Genomic DNA, 23503 nt, shown 5'->3' with positions numbered 1-23503 from the left:
AAAATTAAAAAATGACAACAAAAGAAGAATTAAAACTTTATTTTGAGAAGGGAGACCAGCCTAAACAAGAGCATTTCTGGGAATGGATGGATTCTTATTGGCATAAAGAAGAGAAAATAGCTTTGGATTCTCTGCCAGATATAATTGATACCTCTGAATTTGCAACCTTAACTTACGTGAACGAAAAAATTGGAGCAGATGACGGCGGAGTCTGGATCTTTCCGGATAATTCAAAATAATCAATTATGAAATTTAGAGAAATTATAGTAAAAAGTATAAATATTGCAGAAGGCAATTATACTAATAATCAGGACGAAATTAAATCTTTTGAGCCCCTTGAAATATATCTGGTTCCGAGAAAAGAAGGATCACACGAACGTTTTGTTACCGATAATAATGGAATTATTTCCAAACAATCTGCTGACAGCAACGATACATTTGATAACATAACCAATAGAGGGAACTCTACAACAAAGAATGAAATCGTTTTGGCTTCTGCAAAAGGAAGATCTGCCGCACTTGGATTTAATGAAAAAACTTCCGGATATTATTTTGGTGATATGAATCCTGAGCATACCGGAAGTAATAATTTAGGTTTCGGGATTAATACTTTAAAAAAGTTAAGCTCAGGATCCTATAATACCTCTGTCGGTTGTTACAGTCTTTCTGAAGTCTCAGAAGGAAGCAATAACACAACTCTTGGATACGCTACTGCATATCAGCTAAATAGATCATCTACAAATGTATTCATTGGGCATTATACGGGGTTTAATTTGAGATCAGAAATATTAGAATCAGATTTAGCAAATATTTCTCCCGCAGCAGCAGCTTATATGAAAGAACAAGTTGCGTTATCAGGATACAACGGTACATCATTTAATTCTTCTTTAAACACTTATGTGGGTGGGGCTATCAATAGTAACGGAAGTACTCCTGTAAGAGCAGCCATGTCAACTATTATCGGAGCGTCAACTTTAAATAATACGTTATACAGAAATTTTAATAATATTGTAATTGGTGCAGGAAATTATATGAGGACAGCAAACTCTGCGATGAATAACTCAATCATCATTGGTAACTGCATTAATTTACCTAATCAGGTAGATGCTTTGGTAATTGGCTCAAATAAATCGCGCAGGATTAATTCATCGGAAGCAATCATATACGGAGAGCTGCCCAATAACAGACTATCTATTAACGCTCCTTTAACAATCCCCTCTCAATACATGCCAAATGCTCAGGGAAGTTCCGAGTTTTCCAAAAACATCGTAGCAAAACCAGACGGTACTTTTGGATGGGAAAACAAAACATCTGATGATTTAGGAAGCCTTTCCTACATGAGCGAATTAACCTATACTCATGATAATGAAAATTATTATATCAAAGGTACGGCATATCTGTGCATGAAAGATGGAGCTGGAGGAAATGCCGGTATTGGCAATTATTTAAAAGTATTTGTAGATAATGCAGAAATAGAAGGCACATCTGCAGACAGGGACAACTGGTATCTTAACAATTTTTCTTATACTACCGGAGAAGGAACTTTTAAAGTTTCACAGTTAATTCTGCCTTTTACCATTACCATACCAAAATCTACCCATCCAGAACCATTTTGGACATCTGGATATTTTTACGCAACAGTTGTTTCAACCCACAATCCTTTTGATTATGATAAACCCACAATCCTTCAAAAGTCAGTAAAATTAACTCTTAAATAAAAAAATAAAATAAAACACGACAAGTTTTGTCGCCTTAACCGCATATATTTGTGGTAGAAACTTTTAGCAATGAAAAAAGATTTTTATCTTACAAGATACGCTTTAATTATAAAAAGATTGGAAAGTTCTCCGGCTACCTATTCGCAGCTGGAAGAGTATCTGCTTAACTCCTTTGAATTTCAGGATGCAGGGATTAAAGGCTACTCTATCCGTACTTTGCAAAGAGATATCCGGGAAATTTCAGATCTTTTCAATCTCTCCATTCATAATAAAAAGAAGGGAGACAACCGTTATTATATTGAGAGCCGCCCGATTATGGAAGTGGATGAATACAACCAGAAATTACTGGAGTCTTTTCAGGTAAGCAACGCTCTGAATCTTCATCCTGATTTTTCTAACCTTATCTTTTTCGAAAGCAGAAAGCCGACAGGTGTTGAGCATTTTTATGATCTTTTCTTTGCTATCCGTAACAAAAGAATTGTTTCCTTTGAGCATTACAACTATAAAAATAAGCTGATGACTTCCAGGAAAGTTCATCCGTTGGCTTTGAAGGAATCTAAAGACAGATGGTATCTTATTGCTATTGATACGAAAGACAAAATGCTGAAGTCTTTCGGACTAGACAGAATTAATTATCTGGATGTTTCTAAAAATAATTTTAGGGAGAAATACAAATACAATTTCCGCGAACATTTCAAAAATGCTTTTGGGGTAATGAATCTTGCGGAGCAAAATCCACAGAAAATTGTTCTGAAATGCAGCAGACATCAGGGAGAATACATCAGAAGTTTTCCTCTCCATCAGTCTCAGAAAGAAACCAAAGAAACACCGGAAGAAATATTTTTTGAGTTTTTCCTGCATCCTACTTACGATTTTATGCAGGAAATCCTTTCCTTTGGAAAAGAAGTTCAGGTACTCGAACCTAAAGTTTTAGTTGATGATATCCGCAAAAATCTTCAGGAGTCTTTAAACAGGTATCTTGAAAGCTGAAAAACTTATCATTTCGATACGTTTTTTTGATTACTTTTACATAAATATACCAAAGTGAAATCTTTTTTTGTGCTTCTTTTTTGCGGTGTTTTTTCTTTCTGCTTTTCGCAGCAGACAGAGGAATTTAAACTCATTAAGAATTATTATAATCAGCATCGTTCGATGCTTGGCAAAGAGTTTAAGAAAAAATTTGATGCGGAGACCGATAATTATCATAAAGCATCCATAAAGCTAGATTATATGCTTTTCATGCAGAAAATGGACAGTGTAGAAAATGTCGCGCTTACAGGAGCTTTGTTAAAAACCAAAAACCTTGAAGATCTTAGCAAATTAAAATTACTGAAAACTTTGTCTCCTGAGCTTTCTGCGGCTCCTTCGCTAGTTACAGATAAAATGGCAGATTATCCGGGGGGAATAAATCAGCTTCGAAAAGAAGTGGCTGATCTTTTTTATCTCGGTGGTGTATATTCCGAAGTAAAAACCGTAAAAACTAATGTGGCTTTTATTGTAGAAAAAGATGGCAGCATCAGCAATGTTCAGGCAGAAGGAGATAATTTCACATTCAACAGACAGGCAGAAATCGCTCTTTATTCTATTTCCCAAAAGTTTTCGCCTGCGATCATCAATGGTGATCCGGTACGATATCGTTTCCGGCTTCCTTTAACCATGAATATTGAACCATAAATGTTTACCGACGAATATTTCATGAAAATGGCTCTTCATGAAGCTGAAACCGCGTTAGAAAAAGATGAAGTTCCTATCGGATGCGTAATAGTCTCCAATAACAGAGTGATTGCAAGAGCCCATAACCTTACCGAAACCTTAAATGATGTAACGGCTCACGCAGAAATGCAGGCAATAACTTCTGCTGCCAATTTTCTGGGCGGAAAATATTTAAGAGACTGTACTCTCTATGTCACAATGGAACCTTGTGTAATGTGCTCCGGCGCATTGTCCTGGTCACAAATCTCAAAAGTTGTCATCGGAGCAAGAGATGAACACCGGGGGTTCATCAATAAGAACCTTTCTCTTCACCCAAAAACAGAAATAATTACTGGAATTTTAGAAAATGAATGTTCTTTAATTGTGAAAGAATTCTTTAAATCTAAAAGATGATATAAAAGTTGAGGTTAAGGTTTAGGATAATATTTATCAATCATTTTTTTAATCTGAACCTCAACCTTTTACTATAAATTTTTCCCCAAAAAATACAACCCTTTCAAAGTATGCAATCTGTCCATCACGTGAATCTTATCCGTTAGAGGTTTGTAGACATGAGAGACTCCGCCGGTTGCCACCACAAAACAATCATCGTTTACCTCATCGTTTATTCTGTCTATAAATCCTTCTACCATTCCCAGAAATCCGTAGACCATTCCGCTTTGCATACAGGTTACCGTATCTAAACCCAGAACAGTTTTGGGCTTTACCAGCTCAATTTCCGGAAGCTGAGCAGTCTGACTGATCAGAGAATTAAGTGCAGTAACAATTCCCGGGGCGATAATTACCCCCAAAGTTTCCCCACTTTCTGCAACACAGCTCGCCGTGAGTGCAGTTCCGAAATCCAGTACAATTTTTTTTCTGTCGGGATACATATTATGAGCCGCAACAAGATTTGCATAAATGTCAGTTCCCATCTGTTTAGATTTTGCCTGAACTTCGGAAGGCGTATTTCTGTCAACAATCACAGGAAGAATATCATGAATTTTTTTTATCGCCGCGTTCATCACTTTTGTGAGCTGAGGTACAACAGACCCAATAATAACTTTGCTGATCTCTTCAGGTTCAACTTTATAAGTCTGATACAGCATCAGCATCTGTACGTAAAGTTCATCTGCTGTTCGATAAGGTTTTGTATTAATTACCCAGGAAACATCACAGTTGTCTTCGTTAAAAAGTCCGAATCTGATATTGCTGTTTCCTATGTTTATTACAATTGACTTCATTTATTTATTTTCAAAAAGATGGAAATCTCCGATTAATTTTAAGGCACTAAATTTACTGATTTTAGTAAAACGACGGTTTAGATTTTCTTGTATTTAAGAAACTATTATTTATATTTAAACCTAAAATCACTTCAACTCAAATTTTCATGAAAAAACTGATTCTGCTATTTTTATTTCTTTCGGGAATTAACGCTTTCTCACAAACTGCCGCCGCTGCAAAAGAAGTATTTGAAAAAATAAAAAAAGAAGCAAAGATCGACGGAAGCGATAAGACGGTTTACCATATTCTGGACGAGTTCTACAACAAGAGCTTACAGGCTGAAAATGATGAAATGACCACGGAAACCATTGAAAAAATCCAGAGTCTGCTTTCCGATCCTTCTACAAAAAACATTCATCTGCTGATGTTGTTTTTGATGTATCAACAGCATATAAGCCAGACAGCAATGGTCGGCAAAAAGTCTAATTCTGAGTTTCAGGTAGAAACAATGAAAATATTGAATAGTGAATTTCAAAAAATATATGGGAAAATTCCTGCCATCATTTATATTTATACTTATGAATCTTTGGACAGTGCAAACAAGAAGGACGAAGCTAAAGCATTTGCTGCGCAGGGTTTAAAAGAATATCCCGATTCTGTTCCTTTAAAAGTTTATCATTATCTCAATACCAATGATGAAGTCCTAAAAAACGATTTGGTTAAAAATCATTCTAACCACTGGATGGTAAAGCAATTTGGAATTCAATAAAAATTCACTTTCAATTATCACGTAATATCGTATAAAAAAAATCCCTGAAAAAAACTCTTCAGGGATTTATTATGCTTCATTAAATTTAATTCTATTTCACCTCAACGAAATTATCCGCCATATTCACATCAGCAAGTCTTTGACTGAAATCTATTCCTAAAACCGACAACTGTGATTTTGTATAAGGAACAGTGATGGAGTATTCTTTTTGCGTCCAAGGCCAGTAAGGCATTGTTTTGAATTCTCCGTAAGCATCTTTTTCCTTCCACGTACGAGTCATGTTCATAGGAATCTGATAATTGATTATTTTTTTGTCCGTAGTTATAACACTGAAATCAATCGGCATTGGAACCTGTCCGTTATTCACCAAAGTAATGGTGGTGGATTTTGCATCATATTTTACGTCTTTGATTCCGTAATCTATTGTTTTTGTGGTATTGATCCAATAATTCTGAAACCATTTCAGATCCATTCCGGATACTTTCTGGGCAATGTGTAAAAAGTCTCTGTCTGAAGGATGTTTCAGCGCCCATTGATCGTAATACTGCTTCAATGTTTCCGCAAGATTCTGTTCGCCCATAATGTAGCCTAACTCAACCAGATACAATTCTCCTTTTACATAAGAAGCGTATGTATAGGAAGTTCCGTTATCATGATGATCTCCTAACCAGATTGCCGGTTCTTCGATACCTTTTTTTACAAAATTTCTGTAAGCATTCAAAGAATTAGCAAAAGGATTCGGAAGTTGTTTTGCAGGAGGAAACAACTGATTCATTACATATCCTTCCGCATAACTTGTAAATCCTTCATCCATCCACGGACGCATCGGTTCATTGGTCGCAAGAATTTGCTGATACCACGAATGCGCTCCTTCGTGAGCCATTAATCCCATCAATCCTTCAATATCATTTGCTTCACCTAAAATCATGGTACACATTCCGTATTCCATGCCTCCATCTCCTCCCTGAATGAAAGAATATGTCGGATACACATATTTCCCGAAATGGGAATTCATCAACTGATAATATTTTGTGATGTAAGGCTGTGCTTCTTCCCAGACTTTTGTTTTATCGTTATTCTGATATACTAAAAAAACTTTCGGACCTTGCGGAACGTCAAAACTTTTTACGATATAGTCTTTATCTGCAGCCCAGGCAAAATCGAGGATATTTTTAGCGCTCCATTTCCATGTTGCTTTATTTTTATCTGCTTTAATTTTCGCATTGGCATCATACCCTTTTACCTCAGAAGGATTTTCCAGAATTCCTCCTGCTCCGATGACATACTCTTTATTGATTTTAATGGTTACATCAAAATCCGAGAACGGTGCGTGAAATTCTCTTCCGATATAATCAAATGTTGCCCAACCATCGTAATCGTATTCTGCGATTTTCGGATACCATTGCGTCATCGTCATATCCACTCCTTCCCTGTTATTTCTTCCGCTTCTTCTGATTTGCTGCGGAATTACCGCATCCCATTCTAAAGTAAATGTAGTGGATGAATTAGGCTTAATCGGTTCTGCAAGGTAAACTTTCATTACCGTCTCCTGAATTTCGAACTTCAGTGTTTTCCCGTTCTGTTTGATCCAATGGATATTCTGCGCTCCTTCCTGATCTTTCGGGATCGAAGCCAATCTTGAAACCCCGTCTTTCTGTAGTCTGGAATCTCCGTTTTTCCCTTGTCCTGCAACTCTCTGATCCATCATCGAATTGGGCTTAAAAGCATTCCAGTACAAATGGAAATAGACAACATTCAGTTCGTCCGGAGAGTTATTTTTGTAATCTAAAGTTTGTTTTCCTTCGTAGGTAAACTTTTCAGCATTCACATCAATATCCATTTTGTACTTCGCACTCTGCTGATAATAAGCTCCCTGCTGAGCATGAAACTGAGAAATGATAAATGCAAACAGGATTGCAACCGATTTTTTCATTTAAAATTTTATTTTTTCTAAAGATAAGTATTTAAAATAAAAGCCTCAAATATGTGATATTTTGAGACTCCTATGGAATTGGATAAATTTTTACAGAGATTGTTAAAAATTTTATTCTCTTTCATATTCTTTTCCTATCAGACTTAATTTTTCAAATAACTTAAAAGTAAAATCTTTAATAAAAATGCTTTTAGACTGCTTCTTATTTCCTTTGAAATTTTCAAATTCTGTTTTGTTTTTTTCCCAGTTATAATAATCATTCGTTACAATATAATCTCCCGTTAATAAATTATAGGTTTTGTTGCAATGTCCGGTTGTGGTTCTGTAACTGTAATCATAGCCAATAAGCTGTATTTCTTTTACTTTTTGGTTAAACCTCAATTTTAAACCATGACCAAAAACGCCAGTACCTTCCTGATATACCAGAAAATCCAGTACATCATTTTTGTAATTTAACGGAATAACATAAACCCCATTAAATAAATCAAAATCAATAAAAAACGTTTTCTTTTTTGAAGAAAGATAAATGATTAAATACTTTTTTATCGCAGAATCTTCTTTATATTTTGATTGAAAAATCACTGTCATTACATCATCTTTATTATCCTTATCAAAATCTGCAACTATTCTTTTCATTTCTTTTCCATTGGCAGTACTTTCTGTAAATTCTGAAAATCCTTTGGGAATTGTAAATTGAGGAAAACAATAAAATGGAAATAGTAGTATAAAAACAAGACCAGTATTCTTCATATACTTGAAATAACTTAATCCAATAAAAGTTTTTTAATCAAAGTAATCTGCCCCAGATGATAATAGCAATGCTCAATCATGCCATCTATATTTCTGAGATAGGTTCCGTATTTTTCGTCTACAAAAGCCTCGTTCATTTTTGACTCGGGCATTTTCTCTAATAAATCCGCGAACTTTTCGGCATCGCTTAAAAATTTACTTTTCAGGTTCTCCCACTGTTCCGGGGATTCAATCGGAGGCAGGTCGAAGCTAAATTGATCTTTGATTTCCAAGTCGCCCCCTTCAAAAACATTGATTAAACCAGCAATATAATAGTCAATATGAAAAGTTAGCATTGCAATTGTATTTAAGGAGCCTATTTTCGCTGTTGCCTGTTCCCAAAAAACATTGGAAAGCTGATCTTTAAAGTTGGTATTGGCAATCCATAAACCATCTAATGTAACCTCCCGGAATCTTTTGGCTAATTGTGCTGCTGAACTCATTTGTTTTAATTTTTCTTAAAGATAAATGTTCTTAAACACAAATTCCACAAATAAAAAACACAATTTTAGGCACAAATAAACTTAGTGAAATTCGTGTGGGAAATTTGCGTCATTCGTGTTTGAATAAGCTGAATTCATGTTCCAACAAAAAACCTCAAATGAAAACATCCGAGGTTTATATTTACTTGAAATTAATCAAGTTATTTTTTCGCTGAAGATTCTTTCTTTCCGCTCTGTAAGATCTTTTCTAAGATTCTTAAGGTGATAAGATACGTCGGTTTTACTCCTGTTAATCCTAAACCTCCCGAAGAAAGTGTACTTCCGGTTTCCAAAGGATTATCCGATGCGTAATAAGCATACATCACAAACAGATCTGGAGAAATATGGTGTCTTATTTTCGACGCCACCTGAATGGCTTTCTGGTAATGTGCACCTTCCATCTCAAGACCGATGGCTTTCCAGGAAGTGTTCATAAAATACGAAAGAATGTCCCTGTTCTGAAGTGAAGTTCCCAAAACAGTAATCATCGGACCTTCGAATGCTTTTAATTCATCGTCTTTAAAATCGTCCAGTTTCAGGGCATTTTCAAACGGATAATTGTCTGCTGTTCCTTCAAAAATATGTGAAGTCGGGATCATGATGTCTCCTTTTCCTCCGGCAAGAATTCCCGCTTTCCCCATGATGGAAACAGATTTTACCTTCATCATATACACTTCCCCTTTATGTTCGTAAGGTCTCAGCAATTCGTCCATTATTTCGTAGGCCTGTTCTCCGAATGCATAATCAAAAACCATTACAACATCATCACCTGCAAATTTAATATCCTGAAAAGGTGTATTTCTGAGATCTGTTTTGCTGAGGTCGATGATCTGCACATCGATATTACTTCCGCTTTTGTCATTAATGTAGATCATTCCCTGTTCCAAAGCGTATTTTGAAACTTTATCGCGAAGCTCTTTTTTGTCGGAAATTTCTCCGTACATTTTGTAATCTACTTCTTTATGATCTTTTTTCTTCAATGCTTCGTTGGCATACAGCATATTTTTCACAGAGTGCATATTGGCAGAAATGATGTGAAGCGGTCTCATGTGAAGATTATTTTCAAACAAAACTTCTTTTACTTTATTCGCCCACTTTTCACCAAAATAGTGATGTCCTACTCTTTCCTTTAAGATAGCACTGAAATGAATTTCTCTTTCTCTGGTCTGTTTTGCATCTTCCAGACTTACTTTCGCAAGGTTGTAGATGATTTTGAATAAACGGTCAGGATTTTCATCATCCCCGAAAGTATTATAAGCCTTTAAAGTTTCATCAAACGTTCTTCCTATTAAAGAAGATAAATGAATAAGGGCAACTTCTTTTTCTCTTCTGCTGAATTTTTTCTCGCCTTTCACCACTTCTTCGATAATTTTGAAGGCTCTTGTCGGTTTCCAGTTTTCATCCTGAATGAAAGCCAGATTGCGGACTTTATCTGCCTCAATGAATAAAAAGGTAAGGTGGGTAAGAATATCATAAATTTCCGAACGTCCCAAAAGAACTTCAATGTTCATCTGGTGTTCATCGATTCTGTAACAGTTTCTTCTTCTTTTTTTAGGAACGATCGGTTCGAAACTTCCTTTATCAAAACCTTCGTCTGATGTAAGATGAATGAAAGCGCATTCTTCGATTCCTTCTGGAAGTCTGTCTAAAACATACATCAAACCATCGAGTTCCACTTTGCTGGGTATACTCATGGTACCGTAAATTTCCGGATTGATCGTCTTCAACAAACTTCTAATGCTTTCTCCTGAAACTCCGCTCGGCTTGAAAAAACCTCTATAAAACAGGTGTCTCATAGATATGTATAGTCTTTCAATTGCCTCGGTGGTTTCTCTTGCTCTAGAATTTGTCATATATTTAAAATTTTTATAAAAAGTCTGCTAAGTTACGAAAAATATTTTAAATGATATTATTAATTTGCTAACCAGCATTTTAACACAATTGGCGTAACAAACAAAAATTATTTTTCTGTCTTAAAATTAAGATTTTTGAGGTGTTCTTTTTTAAAGTATCAGCAATAAATTTTCTTAATATTAAAAGTTACAGTTTAAAAGTTCGATTCATTTTCTCATATATTAATAGGTATAAAAATTTCAATTTGGGAATTCAAGCCCCTTTAAAAACTCATTATATTTTAAAATTATATTAAATTTCAAAAGCACCCCTTAAATTTTTAGGGTAAAATATTTTTCAATTCAATTTTTTTGTAAATTTGCCCCGTAAAAATTAACCTAATATGTCAACTTTAAGATTCAAAGCGTTAGAAACTTTACCATTCAAGGACTTCAGAAGAGATAATTCTGTAGAAGTTCCTGTAAAATTATCAGAATTATTCTGTCAGAATGTTTTCTCTGAGGAAACAATGAGAGAATATTTAACGAAAGAAGCATTCCAGTCTATTATGGATGCGGTAAAAAAAGGAAGCAAAATCCAGAGACACATTGCAGATCAGGTTGCGGTGGCTATGAAGGATTGGGCAATGAGCAAAGGTGTAACACACTACACACACTGGTTTCAGCCTTTAACAGGTTCTACGGCAGAAAAGCACGATTCATTCTTCACACCAATTGAAGGTGGAAGAGCGATCGAAAGATTCAGCGGAAATTTACTGATCCAGCAGGAGCCGGATGCATCTTCTTTCCCGAATGGAGGTATCAGAAACACTTTTGAAGCTAGAGGTTATACCGCATGGGATCCTACATCTCCTGCGTTCATCATGGGAACTACTTTATGTATTCCTTCGATCTTCATTTCTTACACAGGAGAAACTTTAGATTATAAAGCACCTCTTTTAAGAGCATTGAACGCGGTAGACGAAGCAGCAACCAATGTAATGCAGTATTTTGACAAAAATGTAACGAAAGTAACCCCTACTTTAGGTTGGGAGCAGGAATATTTCTTGGTAGATTCTGCTTTATATCAGTCTCGTCCGGATTTGGTTTTAACAGGTAAAACTTTATTAGGGCATTCTCCTGCAAAAGGGCAGCAGTTGGATGACCATTATTTCGGTTCAATTCCTACAAGAGTCATGAACTTCATGAAAGAGCTGGAAATCGAATGTATGAAATTAGGAATCCCTGTAACAACGAGACACAATGAGGTAGCTCCAAATCAATTCGAGTTGGCTCCGATGTTTGAAGAAGTAAACGTTGCTGTTGACCACAACTCTTTGTTGATGGACGTTATGGCAAGAATTGCTCACAGACATCATTTCCATATTTTGTTCCACGAAAAGCCTTTCGCTGGCGTAAACGGAAGCGGAAAGCACAATAACTGGTCTTTAGCAACAGATACAGGTGAAAACCTTCTAAGCCCGGGAAAAAACCCTAAGAAAAACTTACAGTTCTTAACGTTCTTCGTCAACACAATTAAAGCAGTTCACGAATATGCAGATCTTTTAAGAGCAAGTATTGCTTCTGCAAGCAACGACCACAGATTGGGTGCGAACGAGGCTCCGCCGGCAATTATTTCCGTATTCATCGGAAGCCAGTTGTTCAGAGTTTTGGAAGAGCTTGAAAAAGTAACGGAAGGAAAACTTTCTCCGGACGAAAAAACAGATTTAAAACTAAATGTAGTTGGAAAAATTCCTGAAATCCTGTTGGATAACACAGACAGAAACAGAACTTCTCCATTTGCATTTACAGGAAATAAATTCGAGATCAGAGCGGTAGGTTCTTCTGCAAACTGCGCAGAATCTATGACGGTAATGAACACGATTGCTGCAAAACAGTTAAACGACTTCAAGAAAGAAGTAGATGCTTTAATTGAAACAGGTCTTAAGAAAGATGAAGCAATCTTCAATGTACTAAGAGAATACATCAAACAGTGTAAAAACATCATGTTTGAAGGAGACGGATATTCTGATGACTGGGCTAAAGAAGCGGAAAAGAGAGGTTTAAACAACTTAAAAACAACTCCGGAAGCTCTTAAGCAGGAAATGGATGAGAAATTCTTAGCGCTTTACGAAGAGATGGGAATTTTCACGCACAGAGAAGTTGAAGCAAGAAACGAAATCAAATTAGAAAAATATTCTACGGTTATTGATATCGAAGCAAGAGTGTTAAGTGACATCGCAAGAAACCACATTATCCCTTCCGCGTTAAATTATCAGAACAGACTGATCGAGAACGTAAAAGGGTTAAAAGAAATCTTCGGAGACAAAGAATTCAAGTCTTTGGCAAAAGAACAGATGAGCTTAATTACAAGCATTTCCGAGAATGTTTCTAAAATTAAAGTAGGTGTTGAAGATCTTATTAAAGCAAGAGAAGCGGCAAAAGCAGTCACCGAGAGCCAAAAACAGGCTGAAGAATACTGTAATAAGGTAAAACCTTTATTCGACACTATCCGAGACGCATCAGATGATCTTGAAATGATGGTAGACGACGAGCTTTGGCCAATGACGAAATACAGAGAAATGTTATTTACAAAGTAACATTTGTAAAGTTCCATATTAGTGAAACTCTCCGATTGATCGGGGAGTTTTTTTATGAGGTATGAATGCTTTGTTAAAACGAAAACAACAGCCGTTATAAAAGCATTAAAAAGTAGAGTTAAAAACCTGAAACTGCCGAAAAACCAATCATTTATTAACAAAATTTATAATGGGGTATTTTGAATTAATTTGATTGCCTATCCTTTATTTTACAATAATCAGCAATAATTTTGTTAAAGAATCTTAATAAAAAAAACCGCACACCTACCCAAAACAGGCGGTTGCGGTTTATTTTTTTTTAACATACTTAAAAATTATGTTAAAATGTGTTAAATAAAGAACCTGACAATTGTCATATCGGGGCTCTTTTACTTGGATTCTATATTTTTGTATTGCTTTTGAAAATATACTATCCTTTTTTTAACACGGTAATCAAATATATATGAAGAAAAGAGTTTTGTTTTATCTAGTTGCTTTCGTCTCTACTGTATCGTTACAATCATGTGTTACAAACTACGTAGTTTCAAAACCAGCAACTTACGCTAAAGAATACAAAACAGATGCCAAACTTGCCTCTCTTGAAACAAACAAAATGGAGCAGGATAAGCAGAAATTAATCAACTCATTTCTTGCAGAAAAGGCAGCTACTTTAGCCAACGCAAAAAATTCTATCAAAAATTCTGAGATTGCAAAAGCAATCAAACATAACACAACAATCGATAACATCTTAAACGAAGCACAGACCTATCTTGGAACGCCTTACCGTTACGGAGGAATGACAAGAAACGGGATTGACTGTTCAGCTTTTGTACTTTCAGTTTTCGGTGCTGCAGCAGGTCTTAGCTTACCAAGAGTAGCTGCTTCACAATCTGAAGAAGGTGAGAGAATCGAAAAAGAAAACCTTCAGAAAGGAGATTTGATCTTCTTTTCTCACGGAAGAAGAATTTCTCACGTAGGAATCGTAGAAAGCGTAACAGAAGACGGAGAAGTGAAGTTCATTCACGCCGCAACTTCAAAAGGAGTCATGATTTCTTCATTAAATGATTCTTATTGGGGTCCAAAATACAGATTCGGAAAGAGAATCATCAACGAAAACGGAGAAGCTTACAATAATCTTGCAACAACAACTCCGGCAGCAAACGCAGCAAGTTTTTAATTTTAAATAATTGATTTAAATAATGAAACCATCAAAAATTTTGATGGTTTTTTTATTGTTCCGTTTTTAACTACCCCGTCTTTTGCTTCGCAAAATCCACCCCTTCAGAGAATGGGAATTGCTTTTTTCTAATACTAAGAGGATAAAAGCTTCAGAGCCTGTAAAAGCTTTAAGATTGAGCTTAGATCAATTCTCAAATTTACTGTGAAATTGAACTCCTGCGGAGTTCTGATTCTGCATTCTTCATTTATGCTGCACAGATACAATTCCTACGGAATATTTATGTACAGAAAATCCAAAGATAAAATGGTATTAGGCAGCAAACGATCAACGATTAACCATCAACTGTAATCTATCCATTTTTATCAATTTCAATATCGAACTGATGAAGGAGTCCATGAATTTCAGAAAGCGAAAATTTAGCCTTTTTAAGCCTGTTTGAAGCCGGATTGATGGAATAGCTGAACGATGTACGGAAATCCGCTTTTTCAAGGTTGCTGTGGTCGAAAACAGCTCCGGAGAGATCGCAACCGGAAAATACTGCGTTCGATAAATCGCATTCAGAAAAATCAACCTCAATTAATTTTGAATTTCTGAATAGTGTTTTTTTGATTGATGTTTTATAAAATATGGAATTGTTGAGAAGACAGCTTTCAAATATAAACGATAATCCGAATTCGTTGCAGTCGTTAAAATGCAGTCCAAACATTTTACACTCTTTAAAAACCACCTCGCGAAAAGCTGTTGAAACCAGATTCACCATGCTGAGGTTGCAGCCAATAAATTCGCAGTCGTTAAAATTGAATCCTGAAAGATTGGCGTATTCTAAATTACAGTTTCGGAAAGTACAGTTTTCGTATTCGCCTTTGTCTAAAGGCTGCGTGAAATTTTTGTTCTCGAAATGCTGATCTGAAAAATAGGATTCTTTCATAAACTTTGTTGAGAGTTATTTTATCTCACGAATTTGGCAGATTACACAGATCACAATTATGAAAATTAAAACATACCATTTTAAACTTCCAACTTCTATCCTCCAGCTTTTAAACCAGACTATTCTTATCCGAATAATTTAATTTAAAGAAAATAAAAGTCATCATTGAGAACGCCAGTAAAGAACTTCCTCCATAACTGAAATACGGCAACGGAATACCAACGGTTGGAAAAAGTCCCATTACCATTCCTAAATTGATGGTAAAGTGCATTAAAAGAATCGAGGCAAAGCAATATCCGAAAACGCGGTTAAAGCCCGATTTCTGCTGCTCAGCGAGATAATAAATTCGTCCGATGTAGATCATATAACAGAGAATAAGAACAGCACTTCCTACAAAGCCCCATTCTTCACCTACCGTACAGAAAATATAGTCGGTTTCCTGCTCCGGAACAAATTTCCCCTGCGTAACGGAACCTTCACGGTATCCTTTTCCCCAAAGACCTCCGGAACCGATAGCGGTTTTAGAATACAATAAATTATAACCGGAAGTATCTCTGAAAGCTTTTTCACCTTTAAAAAGAACCTCAATTCTTTCTCTCTGGTGTTTCGGAAGTTTTTCTAAAATATAAGGCGCACCGAAAGCCAGACCACATAAAAGCAGCACCGAACCTGCAATACTTGAAATGGAAATAATATTCCACGACATTTTGTAATAATTCATTGCAATGTACCCTCCGATAATCAGGATGATGGTAATCGCAACCCAGATCGGATCTATCGCCAAAGAGACGAGGAAAACCCCTGCAAAAAGAAATCCTACTCCAAACAGAACTCCGCTCAATCCTTCACGATACAAGGCAATAAAGAAGGCGATAAAAACCAACATGGAACCAACATCGGGAATGGCGAGAACTACAACAGCCGGAATTCCGACAATAGCCAAAGTGGTTAGTAATGACTTTCTGTTTTTCAGATTAAATTCCGGTCCGGAAACATAATTTGCAAGCATTAAAGCGGTTCCAATCTTTGCAAACTCAACGGGCTGCATGGTAAAACTTCCGAATTTATACCAGTTTTTCTGCCCGAGAATTTCTTTTCCAAAAGGAAAAAGCCCAATCAGCAGTAAAACACCTCCAATGTAAATAATTCCTGACATATTTTCGAAGAACTTGCTTCGTCCCACGAAAATCACCAATCCGACGAACAGGGAAATGCAGAAGAAAATAAGCTGTTTTTCTCCTAACTTTTGGTCTACACTATAAATATTTGCGATGGCAAAAGCACAAAGCAGGAAATATAAGCCAAGACCTAATTTATCTATTCCTTCTGCCCATTTCATTGTTTAGCAGGTTTTGTTTTATTATTTTTCGTTTCGATGTCTATCTGTTTCTGCAGTTTTGCTTTCTGCTCTTTTACAAATTTCAGGCTGTCCTGTATTCTTTTCTGCTTGAGAGAATCTACCGGTTCTTTGTATAAACCTTTGCGCTTCAGATCGGCAATCCACTGTCTTTTGTATTCAGGCATAAAGCTTGAGGAAGTCATTTTTTTGTAGAGATTTTCACGCTTCAGATCGCCTGTAATAAATTTTTCGGCGATTACCGTTGAGGCTGGACCTGCCCAAGTCGCTCCAAATCCGGCGTGTTCCATTACCGCTGCAACCACAATCTTAGGTTTATCAGCCGGAGCAATCAAAACAAAAATGGAATTATCTTTTCCTTGCGGAACCTGAGCAGTTCCTGTTTTTGCTAACTGCGTGAAGTCATTTGATTTTAAGCCATGTGCTGTACCTCTTAAAACTACGGCTTCCATTCCTTTCAGCACCGGTTCAAAATGTTTTTTATCAACTAAAGTCTGATGTTTCTTTTTGAATCTCGGATCCGGATTTGGCTTTCCGTCGATCGATTTTACGATATGCGGAGTGTAATACCATCCTTTATTGGCAATTGCAGCCACATAATTGGCAAGCTGAAGCGGAGTTACCAATACATCCCCCTGTCCCATTCCGTTGAAAACAGCCCCGGTTGCCAAAGGATCCCAGTTTTTAGGATCTTTTTTAGAACCACTTGCTTTATAAATAGAAGCCATTCTTTTTTCGTAAAATTCTCCGGTTGGAATTCTTCCTTTTGCACCTACTGCAAAATCATTGTTCAAAAATTCCCCTACTCCGAAGCTACTCATGATCTTTTTCCATTCGTCAACTCCCTTCGAAGGATTTCCCGGATATTTATTAATGATCGCCAAATACGCGTAGGAAAAGTAACAGTTACTGGAAACCTGAATAGCAGGAATCAGCGGATCTGCGCCCCCGTGACCTTTAATTCTCAACCCTCTGTAATTAAATCCGCCTCCACAAGGAAACACTGTATTTTCGTCCATCACGCCCATCTGCATAGCAGACAAAGCGGTTAACAATTTAAATGTGGAACCGGGAGGATAAGCTGCCTGTAAAGACCGGTCGAAAGTCGGTTTGTTCTCGTAGATCGTATCTTTGGATAAAGCGTAGAGGTTTTTAGATTTATTCGGTCCGGTAAAAAGATTCGGATCGATATCCGGTCCCGTTGCTGCGACCAGAACTTCTCCGTTATTGGGATCAATTGCTACAATGGCACCGTGCTTATTGACAAGCATTTCTTCAGCAATTCTCTGCAGATCGTAGTCTATGGTAAGTGTAATGTCTTTTCCTGTGATAACGTCTTTGTCTAAAGATCCGTTTTTGTAAGGTCCTACATTTCTCAGTTTGATGTCCTTCTGAATGTATTTCATTCCCTTCACTCCGCGAAGGTCTTTTTCGTAGGCTTTTTCAACTCCTGTTTTTCCGATGAAATCGCCCGGTAAGTAATACGCAGAGTCCTTTTTAATTTCCCTTTCGTTAACTTCACTGGTATATCCCAAAAGATTTCCCGACGTAGAAACTTCATATTGTCGCTGAGGTCTCGAAACGATGCTGAAAGCAGGATATTTGAATATAATTTCCTGAACTCTCGCAATATCTTCACGACTTAGATTTTTCATGAAGGTCATGGGAGTCAGCTTAGAATAATATTTTTCTTTTTTAATATTTTCAATGGTTCTTACGAAATCATTTTTCGAAATCTTCATCAGGTTACAGAATCCTACGGTATCAAAATCAGGACGCATCAAAGCCTGAGTGAAGGAAATTTCGTAAGCAGGCTGGTTTCCCACCAGAATTTTACCGTTTCGGTCAAAAATAACTCCTCTTTGCGGAATAACGTATTCAATTTTAATGGAAGTATTCGCTGCATTTAAAGCATAACGATCCGTAAACAACTGTAAATAAGCAATTCTCGCTACAAAAATCAGAGCGATAACGATAAGAACGGAAAAGATTTTTAAATAACGTGTGTTCAAACTTTTTGTTTGATTTTAAAGATTAATGCGTAAATAACTATAAATATAAACGAAATTAAACTAGTTACCAATACATTAAGCAATATTTCAAAAAATCTGCTCAACTTGAAGAATTCAATGTACTGTACTAAAAGCTGATGCAAAAAGATACTTGAAAATAAAAACAGTAAAAACTGCGCCCACTGCAGGGACTGAAAAGAGAAAAAATCTGTAGAAGTATCTGTAGAAGTTCGGAAAATCAAAGTCCTGAAATAAGCAATCAAAGTGGTTGCAAAGGCATTCATTCCCCAGGTTCCGAGAAATGCATCTACGGAAAGCCCGATAAGAAAACTTAGTGCTAAAAACTGAAATTTATTTCTGAAAAAAGGATAAAACATCACGAATACCGGATAGAGCACCGGAGTGTACTTTCCGAAAATGGTGATCCTGTTCAGTACAAAAACCTGTAATGCAACAAGAAAAATCATAATCAATATATCCGTAAATAATGTTCTGCTAATCATTTTCCTTTTTTATTACAGCCTGCATGGTATCCTGAATCTTCTGAACTTCAGCTTTCTTGAGGTTTTTCACCACATAAACTTTGCTTAAAGCTCCCATTTTTTCACTTAGTTCCACCGAAATATCCCAGAATCCGGTTTTATTATCCACAGAATATCCTGCAATGGTTCCGATCTGTACCCCTTTAGGGAAAATCGCTGATTTTCCGTCGGTAACCACAGTATCGCCAATTTTCAGGGCAACATATTTTGGAATATCCGCCAAATGCATTACTCTGGAGTTGTCTCCGTTCCATGTTAAAGTTCCGAAATATCCTGAGTTTTTTAAAGCAGCATTGATTCTGATTTTATTAACACTTAAAACCGACTGAACCAAAGCATAGCTGTCTGTAGAATTAATAACGATTCCGGCAATCCCTTTCGGAGCCATCACGCCCATTTGCGGAAAAACACCGTCTCTGCGACCTCTGTTGATGGTAAAGTAGTTATTTCTTCTGTTGATACTGTTGAAAACAATCTCTCCGTCTACAAAAGTATAGATCTGTCCGCCTCCGATGGTATCATGAACTTTTCTGAACATTGGATTTTTTGCCCCCTGTTTTCCGTAAAGTTCCACCATCAAGGCTTTATTCTGTGCTACAAGATCTTCGTTGATCTGTTTCAGCTTAAGATACGAAACCCCTTCATCGATATATCCCGAAACCCACGAATTGAAAGCAGCAGACTGCCCTGCAATCCATGATTGCTGCATGGCGTTTTTAGAGAATATCAGAACAAGAGCAATGATTTGCAGAAATATAAAGAAGACAAATAGCGCATTCTTTGAAAATAATCTCAGCAAAAATCCCATTCAGATGTGTTTCGTAAAAAGTTAGAATTATTTAATTAAGAAATTGAATTTATCCATATTCTTAAGTGCAATACCTGTTCCGCGAACAACCGCTCTCAACGGATCTTCTGCTACAAATACAGGAAGACCTGTCTTTTTGTGCAATCTGTCTGCAAGACCTCTTAATAATGCACCGCCACCGGCAAGATAAATTCCTGTCTTATAAATATCTGCCGCCAATTCCGGAGGAGTAAGAGAAAGAGTTTCCATTACCGCATCTTCAATTCTGATGATCGATTTGTCCAATGCTCTGGCAATCTCTTTGTAACCCACCATAATTTCTTTAGGCTTTCCTGTAATAAGGTCTCTTCCCTGTACCGGAATATCTTCGATATCTACGTCTAAATCTTCAACGGCAGAACCAACTTCGATTTTAATTCTCTCCGCTGTTCTTTCTCCGATATATAAGTTGTGATGCGTTCTTAAGTAATACGCGATGTCATTCGTAAATACATCTCCCGCAATTTTTACAGATTTATCGCAAACGATGCCTCCTAAAGCTACAACAGCAATTTCTGTAGTACCGCCACCTATATCGATGATCATGTTTCCTTCAGGTTTCTGTACGTCGATTCCAACCCCTATTGCTGCAGCCATCGGTTCGTAAATCAAACGAACTTCTTTAGCGTTTACCTTCTGGGCAGAATCTCTTACCGCTCTTTTTTCAACCTCCGTAATTCCGGAAGGAATACAGATTACGATTCTTAATGCGGGCTGAATAAATTTCCCTTTAATTCCAGGAATTTTTTTGATAAATTCCTTAATCATGTGTTCAGAAGCGTGGAAATCGGCAATTACCCCGTCTTTCAACGGACGGATTGTTTTGATGTCCTCATGAGTTTTCCCCTGCATGTGTTTCGCCTGTTCACCCACGGCAATCGGTCTGCCTGTCGAACGCTCGATCGCGACAATAGACGGCTGGTCTATAACAATTTTATTATTATGGATGATAAGGGTGTTGGCAGTACCAAGGTCTATCGCAATTTCTTGCGTAAACATATCGAATAAACTCATACTTTTACTTCTGATTTTTTAAAGAGTTACAAAGATATAAATTTAAGACTACCAAAGAAATTCCGCGGGCATATAATTTGGTTAAATTTTTATTAAAATTTGTAATTGGCTATTAACTTTTGCTCTAAGCATTTACAGAATTTATTTTAAGCTGGATTTAAGATAAACACAGGCTTAATGCAGGTAAAACGGCAGTCCTTAACTTCTTCTTTTTTGTGAAATATCTTTACGGAGTATCCAAATGATGAAAATTTATCTTTTTTGAAAAATAATTTTAACGTTTATTAACAACAAGGCATCCCATTTTACCATCTCCGAAATAGTTTTTTACGATAATTATCATATACATTTTCAGAAAGTGGTTTGCTAAAAAAAACGTAAATTTGCCACGCTTATGTTACAATATTCAAACATACATCAGACGTCTAATTTTGCTGTGCTTTCCGTTAGTTTCGAAAAAGCTGACGCAGAAACAAGAGGTAAATTTGCATTTTTTGATGAAAACATTAAGAATTTCGTTACCCGGATCCATAATGAAGATTTAGGGGATTCATTTGTCGTTTCGACTTGTAACAGAACCGAAATTTATACCACTTCTCCCAACTATCTTCTTGTTGCTGAAGAATACTGCAAAACAATCGGGGTTAATCTGATGGATTTTCTTCAGTTTGCCAATATTTTAACGAAGGAAGAAGCTTTAACTCACCTTTTCAGAGTTGCAGCCGGACTTGAAAGCCAGATTATCGGGGATTTTGAGATCATCGGACAGATTAAAAAAGCCTACAACCGTTTCAAAAAAGAAAGACAGAACTCCAATCCTTATCTGGAAAGAGCCATCAATTCCGCCATTCAGATTTCGAAAAGAATAAAAAACGAAACCGGAATTTCCAACGGAGCAGCTTCTGTTTCTTATGCGGCGGTTCATTATATTTTAAACAGCCAGAAAAGAATTACCGAAAAAAATATTCTTCTGCTTGGTGTAGGAGAAATCGGGCAGAATACGGTTGAAAATCTCGTAAAACACGTTTACCAGCCCAAAATAAAAATCGCCAACAGAACTCAGGAAACGGCAGCTAAGATTTCCGAGAAGTACAATATTCCGCATATTGATTACGCCGATTTTGATAAAGAATTGGGCAATACAGATATTCTTATCGTTGCTACCGGAGCGAGACATCCCATCGTGAACAGGTCTCATTTCCCGAATGGAAAAGAAACTTTGGTAATTGATTTATCCATCCCGAATAACGTGGATAAAAATGTAAAGGAGAATGAAAATGTAACGCTGATCGACGTGGATGAACTTTCCAAACAGATTCAGGAGACCATTCAGCAGAGAGAAAAAGAGATCCCGAAAGCCGAAAAAATCATCAAGGAAATGACGAAAGACTTCCTTGAGTGGGAAAAAAAGAGAAAACTGGCGCCCAATATTCATCATTTCAAAGCGGTTCTTAAGAATATGGAACGCAATGAAATGCATAATTTTTACAAAAAAAATAAATACATAAACATCACGGATATGGAACTTTCTGATAAAATGATCCAGAAAATTACCAACCGTTTTGCAAAATATATCATCGATAATCCTTTAAAAGCCGAAGAAATTAGTAAATTAATGCACGAAATATTAGTTGAACAACCAAACAACGAATTCAATGAAAAGCATTAGAATCGGAACCAGAAATTCTGCACTGGCACTTTGGCAGGCTAGAGAAGTTGCGAGGCATCTTCAGAACAACAATTATTTAACGGAAATCATTCCTATTGTCTCTTCAGGCGATAAAAACCTTACACAACCCCTGTATTCATTAGGAATTACAGGCGTTTTCACCAGAGATCTTGATGTTGCCTTATTAAATGACGAAATTGATATTGCCGTACATTCTTTAAAGGATGTTCCTACAAAACTTCCCGAAAACCTTGAGATCGTTTCCTATCTGGAAAGAGATTTTCCGCAGGATGTTTTGATCCGAAAGGAATCTGCAAAAAACAAAGAACTTCACGAGCTTAAACTGGCAACCAGCAGTTTAAGAAGAAGAGCATTCTGGCTGAAAAACTTCCCCAATGCTGAATTTTCGGACATTCGTGGAAATATTCAGACAAGGCTTCAGAAGCTGGAAGAAGGAGATTTTGATGCGACCATTCTGTCTCTGGCAGGAATTAAGAGAATGAAAATGGACATTGATTATGAAATGATTCCGTTTTTAATTCCGGCTCCGTCGCAGGGAGTGATTGCTGTCGCAGGACATTCAGACAAAACTGAGATCAATGAAATCATCAGACAGTTTACCAATCATAAAAATACGCAGATCTGTGTGGAAATGGAAAGAAATTTCCTGAGCACCCTGGAAGGGGGCTGTACCGCACCTATCGGAGCATTTGCAGAACTTTTTGAAGATCAGATCCGCTTCAAGGCAGCGCTTTGTTCTCTGGATGGTAAAAACAGCATCGCAACCGATGAAAGCTTCATATATAATAATGAAGAAAATTTCGGGGAAAAATTTGCAAAAACTGTTCTTGAAAACGGCGGAAAAGAATTGATGGCGGAAATTAAAAGCCAGATCTAAAATTCACTTTTTACATTTTAACTTTTAAGGTTCCGGAT

General features: G+C 36.7%; 21 protein-coding genes. 10 read left to right on the top strand and 11 right to left on the bottom strand.

Features of this window, described 5'->3' with window-relative positions; genetic code table 11:
* Positions 1-11: 11 nt before the first annotated feature.
* The 5 genes from H6W53_RS12855 (at position 12) to H6W53_RS12835 (ending at position 3824) form a co-directional block, all read left to right on the top strand.
* A complete protein-coding gene (locus tag H6W53_RS12855) occupies positions 12-239 on the top strand; it encodes a hypothetical protein (RefSeq protein WP_116098240.1) in 228 nt (75 codons plus the stop codon).
* A gap of 6 nt (positions 240-245) precedes the next feature.
* Positions 246-1718, top strand: a complete 1473-nt coding sequence (locus H6W53_RS12850) for a hypothetical protein (RefSeq protein WP_185207349.1) — start codon at positions 246-248, stop codon at positions 1716-1718.
* Between the two features lie 69 nt (positions 1719-1787).
* The gene (locus tag H6W53_RS12845) at positions 1788-2708 is read left to right on the top strand and encodes a helix-turn-helix transcriptional regulator (RefSeq protein WP_116098244.1); all 921 of its coding nucleotides are present in this window, start codon (positions 1788-1790) and stop codon (positions 2706-2708) included.
* 54 nt (positions 2709-2762) lie between these two features.
* Positions 2763-3392: a hypothetical protein gene (locus H6W53_RS12840; RefSeq protein WP_317169749.1), complete on the top strand. Its 630-nt coding sequence runs from the start codon at positions 2763-2765 to the stop codon at positions 3390-3392.
* Entirely contained in the window at positions 3393-3824 is a 432-nt protein-coding gene (locus H6W53_RS12835; protein WP_185207347.1) for a nucleoside deaminase, read from the top strand.
* A 71-nt stretch (positions 3825-3895) separates the two neighbouring features.
* Here H6W53_RS12835 and H6W53_RS12830 read toward each other — a convergent pair whose 3' ends face one another.
* Positions 3896-4654: a type III pantothenate kinase gene (locus tag H6W53_RS12830; protein ID WP_185207345.1), complete on the bottom strand. Its 759-nt coding sequence runs from the start codon at positions 4652-4654 to the stop codon at positions 3896-3898.
* A 146-nt stretch (positions 4655-4800) separates the two neighbouring features.
* On the opposite strand from H6W53_RS12830, the gene H6W53_RS12825 reads away from it, so the two are divergent.
* A complete protein-coding gene (locus H6W53_RS12825; RefSeq protein ID WP_185207342.1) occupies positions 4801-5403 on the top strand; it encodes a hypothetical protein in 603 nt (200 codons plus the stop codon).
* 91 nt (positions 5404-5494) lie between these two features.
* Here H6W53_RS12825 and H6W53_RS12820 read toward each other — a convergent pair whose 3' ends face one another.
* From H6W53_RS12820 to H6W53_RS12805, 4 genes are all read right to left on the bottom strand, one after another.
* Positions 5495-7336 (bottom strand): M1 family metallopeptidase, encoded by a 1842-nt coding sequence (locus tag H6W53_RS12820; protein WP_185207340.1) that lies wholly within the window; start codon positions 7334-7336, stop codon positions 5495-5497.
* A 111-nt stretch (positions 7337-7447) separates the two neighbouring features.
* Positions 7448-8086, bottom strand: a complete 639-nt coding sequence (locus tag H6W53_RS12815; protein ID WP_185207338.1) for a hypothetical protein — start codon at positions 8084-8086, stop codon at positions 7448-7450.
* Between the two features lie 14 nt (positions 8087-8100).
* Positions 8101-8568, bottom strand: a complete 468-nt coding sequence (locus H6W53_RS12810; RefSeq protein ID WP_185207335.1) for a DUF1572 domain-containing protein — start codon at positions 8566-8568, stop codon at positions 8101-8103.
* A gap of 200 nt (positions 8569-8768) precedes the next feature.
* Entirely contained in the window at positions 8769-10460 is a 1692-nt protein-coding gene (locus tag H6W53_RS12805) for a DUF6909 family protein (RefSeq protein ID WP_185207333.1), read from the bottom strand.
* A gap of 383 nt (positions 10461-10843) precedes the next feature.
* Here H6W53_RS12805 and H6W53_RS12800 point away from each other — a divergent pair, with 383 nt between their 5' ends.
* Complete coding sequence (locus H6W53_RS12800; protein WP_076391403.1) at positions 10844-13039, top strand: glutamine synthetase III; 2196 nt, start codon at positions 10844-10846, stop codon at positions 13037-13039.
* 442 nt (positions 13040-13481) lie between these two features.
* Entirely contained in the window at positions 13482-14195 is a 714-nt protein-coding gene (locus H6W53_RS12795) for a C40 family peptidase (RefSeq protein ID WP_185207331.1), read from the top strand.
* Between the two features lie 352 nt (positions 14196-14547).
* On the opposite strand, the gene H6W53_RS12790 is transcribed toward H6W53_RS12795, so the two are convergent.
* The 6 genes from H6W53_RS12790 to H6W53_RS12765 all read right to left on the bottom strand — a co-directional run bounded on the left by H6W53_RS12790 (position 14548) and on the right by H6W53_RS12765 (position 20898).
* Positions 14548-15126, bottom strand: coding sequence for a pentapeptide repeat-containing protein (locus tag H6W53_RS12790; protein ID WP_185207329.1), 579 nt, complete (start codon positions 15124-15126; stop codon positions 14548-14550).
* A gap of 109 nt (positions 15127-15235) precedes the next feature.
* The gene (rodA, locus tag H6W53_RS12785) at positions 15236-16465 is read right to left on the bottom strand and encodes a rod shape-determining protein RodA (protein WP_185207327.1); all 1230 of its coding nucleotides are present in this window, start codon (positions 16463-16465) and stop codon (positions 15236-15238) included.
* Complete coding sequence (locus H6W53_RS12780) at positions 16462-18495, bottom strand: peptidoglycan D,D-transpeptidase FtsI family protein (RefSeq protein ID WP_185207325.1); 2034 nt, start codon at positions 18493-18495, stop codon at positions 16462-16464. Before H6W53_RS12780 ends, rodA begins: the two co-directional genes overlap by 4 nt.
* Entirely contained in the window at positions 18492-18998 is a 507-nt protein-coding gene (locus H6W53_RS12775) for a rod shape-determining protein MreD (protein ID WP_076391393.1), read from the bottom strand. Before H6W53_RS12775 ends, H6W53_RS12780 begins: the two co-directional genes overlap by 4 nt.
* Positions 18991-19845, bottom strand: a complete 855-nt coding sequence (mreC, locus tag H6W53_RS12770; protein WP_076391391.1) for a rod shape-determining protein MreC — start codon at positions 19843-19845, stop codon at positions 18991-18993. The genes H6W53_RS12775 and mreC overlap by 8 nt, the downstream gene beginning before the upstream one ends.
* Before the next feature lie 27 nt (positions 19846-19872).
* Positions 19873-20898, bottom strand: coding sequence for a rod shape-determining protein (locus H6W53_RS12765; RefSeq protein WP_027381028.1), 1026 nt, complete (start codon positions 20896-20898; stop codon positions 19873-19875).
* Positions 20899-21292: 394 nt separating this feature from the next.
* On the opposite strand from H6W53_RS12765, the gene hemA reads away from it, so the two are divergent.
* Positions 21293-22567, top strand: a complete 1275-nt coding sequence (gene hemA, locus H6W53_RS12760) for a glutamyl-tRNA reductase (RefSeq protein ID WP_087708547.1) — start codon at positions 21293-21295, stop codon at positions 22565-22567.
* The gene (hemC, locus tag H6W53_RS12755) at positions 22554-23465 is read left to right on the top strand and encodes a hydroxymethylbilane synthase (protein ID WP_185207323.1); all 912 of its coding nucleotides are present in this window, start codon (positions 22554-22556) and stop codon (positions 23463-23465) included. Before hemA ends, hemC begins: the two co-directional genes overlap by 14 nt.
* Positions 23466-23503: the final 38 nt, after the last annotated feature.

It is taken from the genome of Chryseobacterium sp. C3 (genome assembly GCF_014218905.1).
GTDB lineage: Bacteria > Bacteroidota > Bacteroidia > Flavobacteriales > Weeksellaceae > Chryseobacterium > Chryseobacterium mucoviscidosis.
The sequence above is the reverse complement of the archived record's forward strand: the minus strand, read 5'-3'. Positions and strand labels throughout refer to the sequence as shown.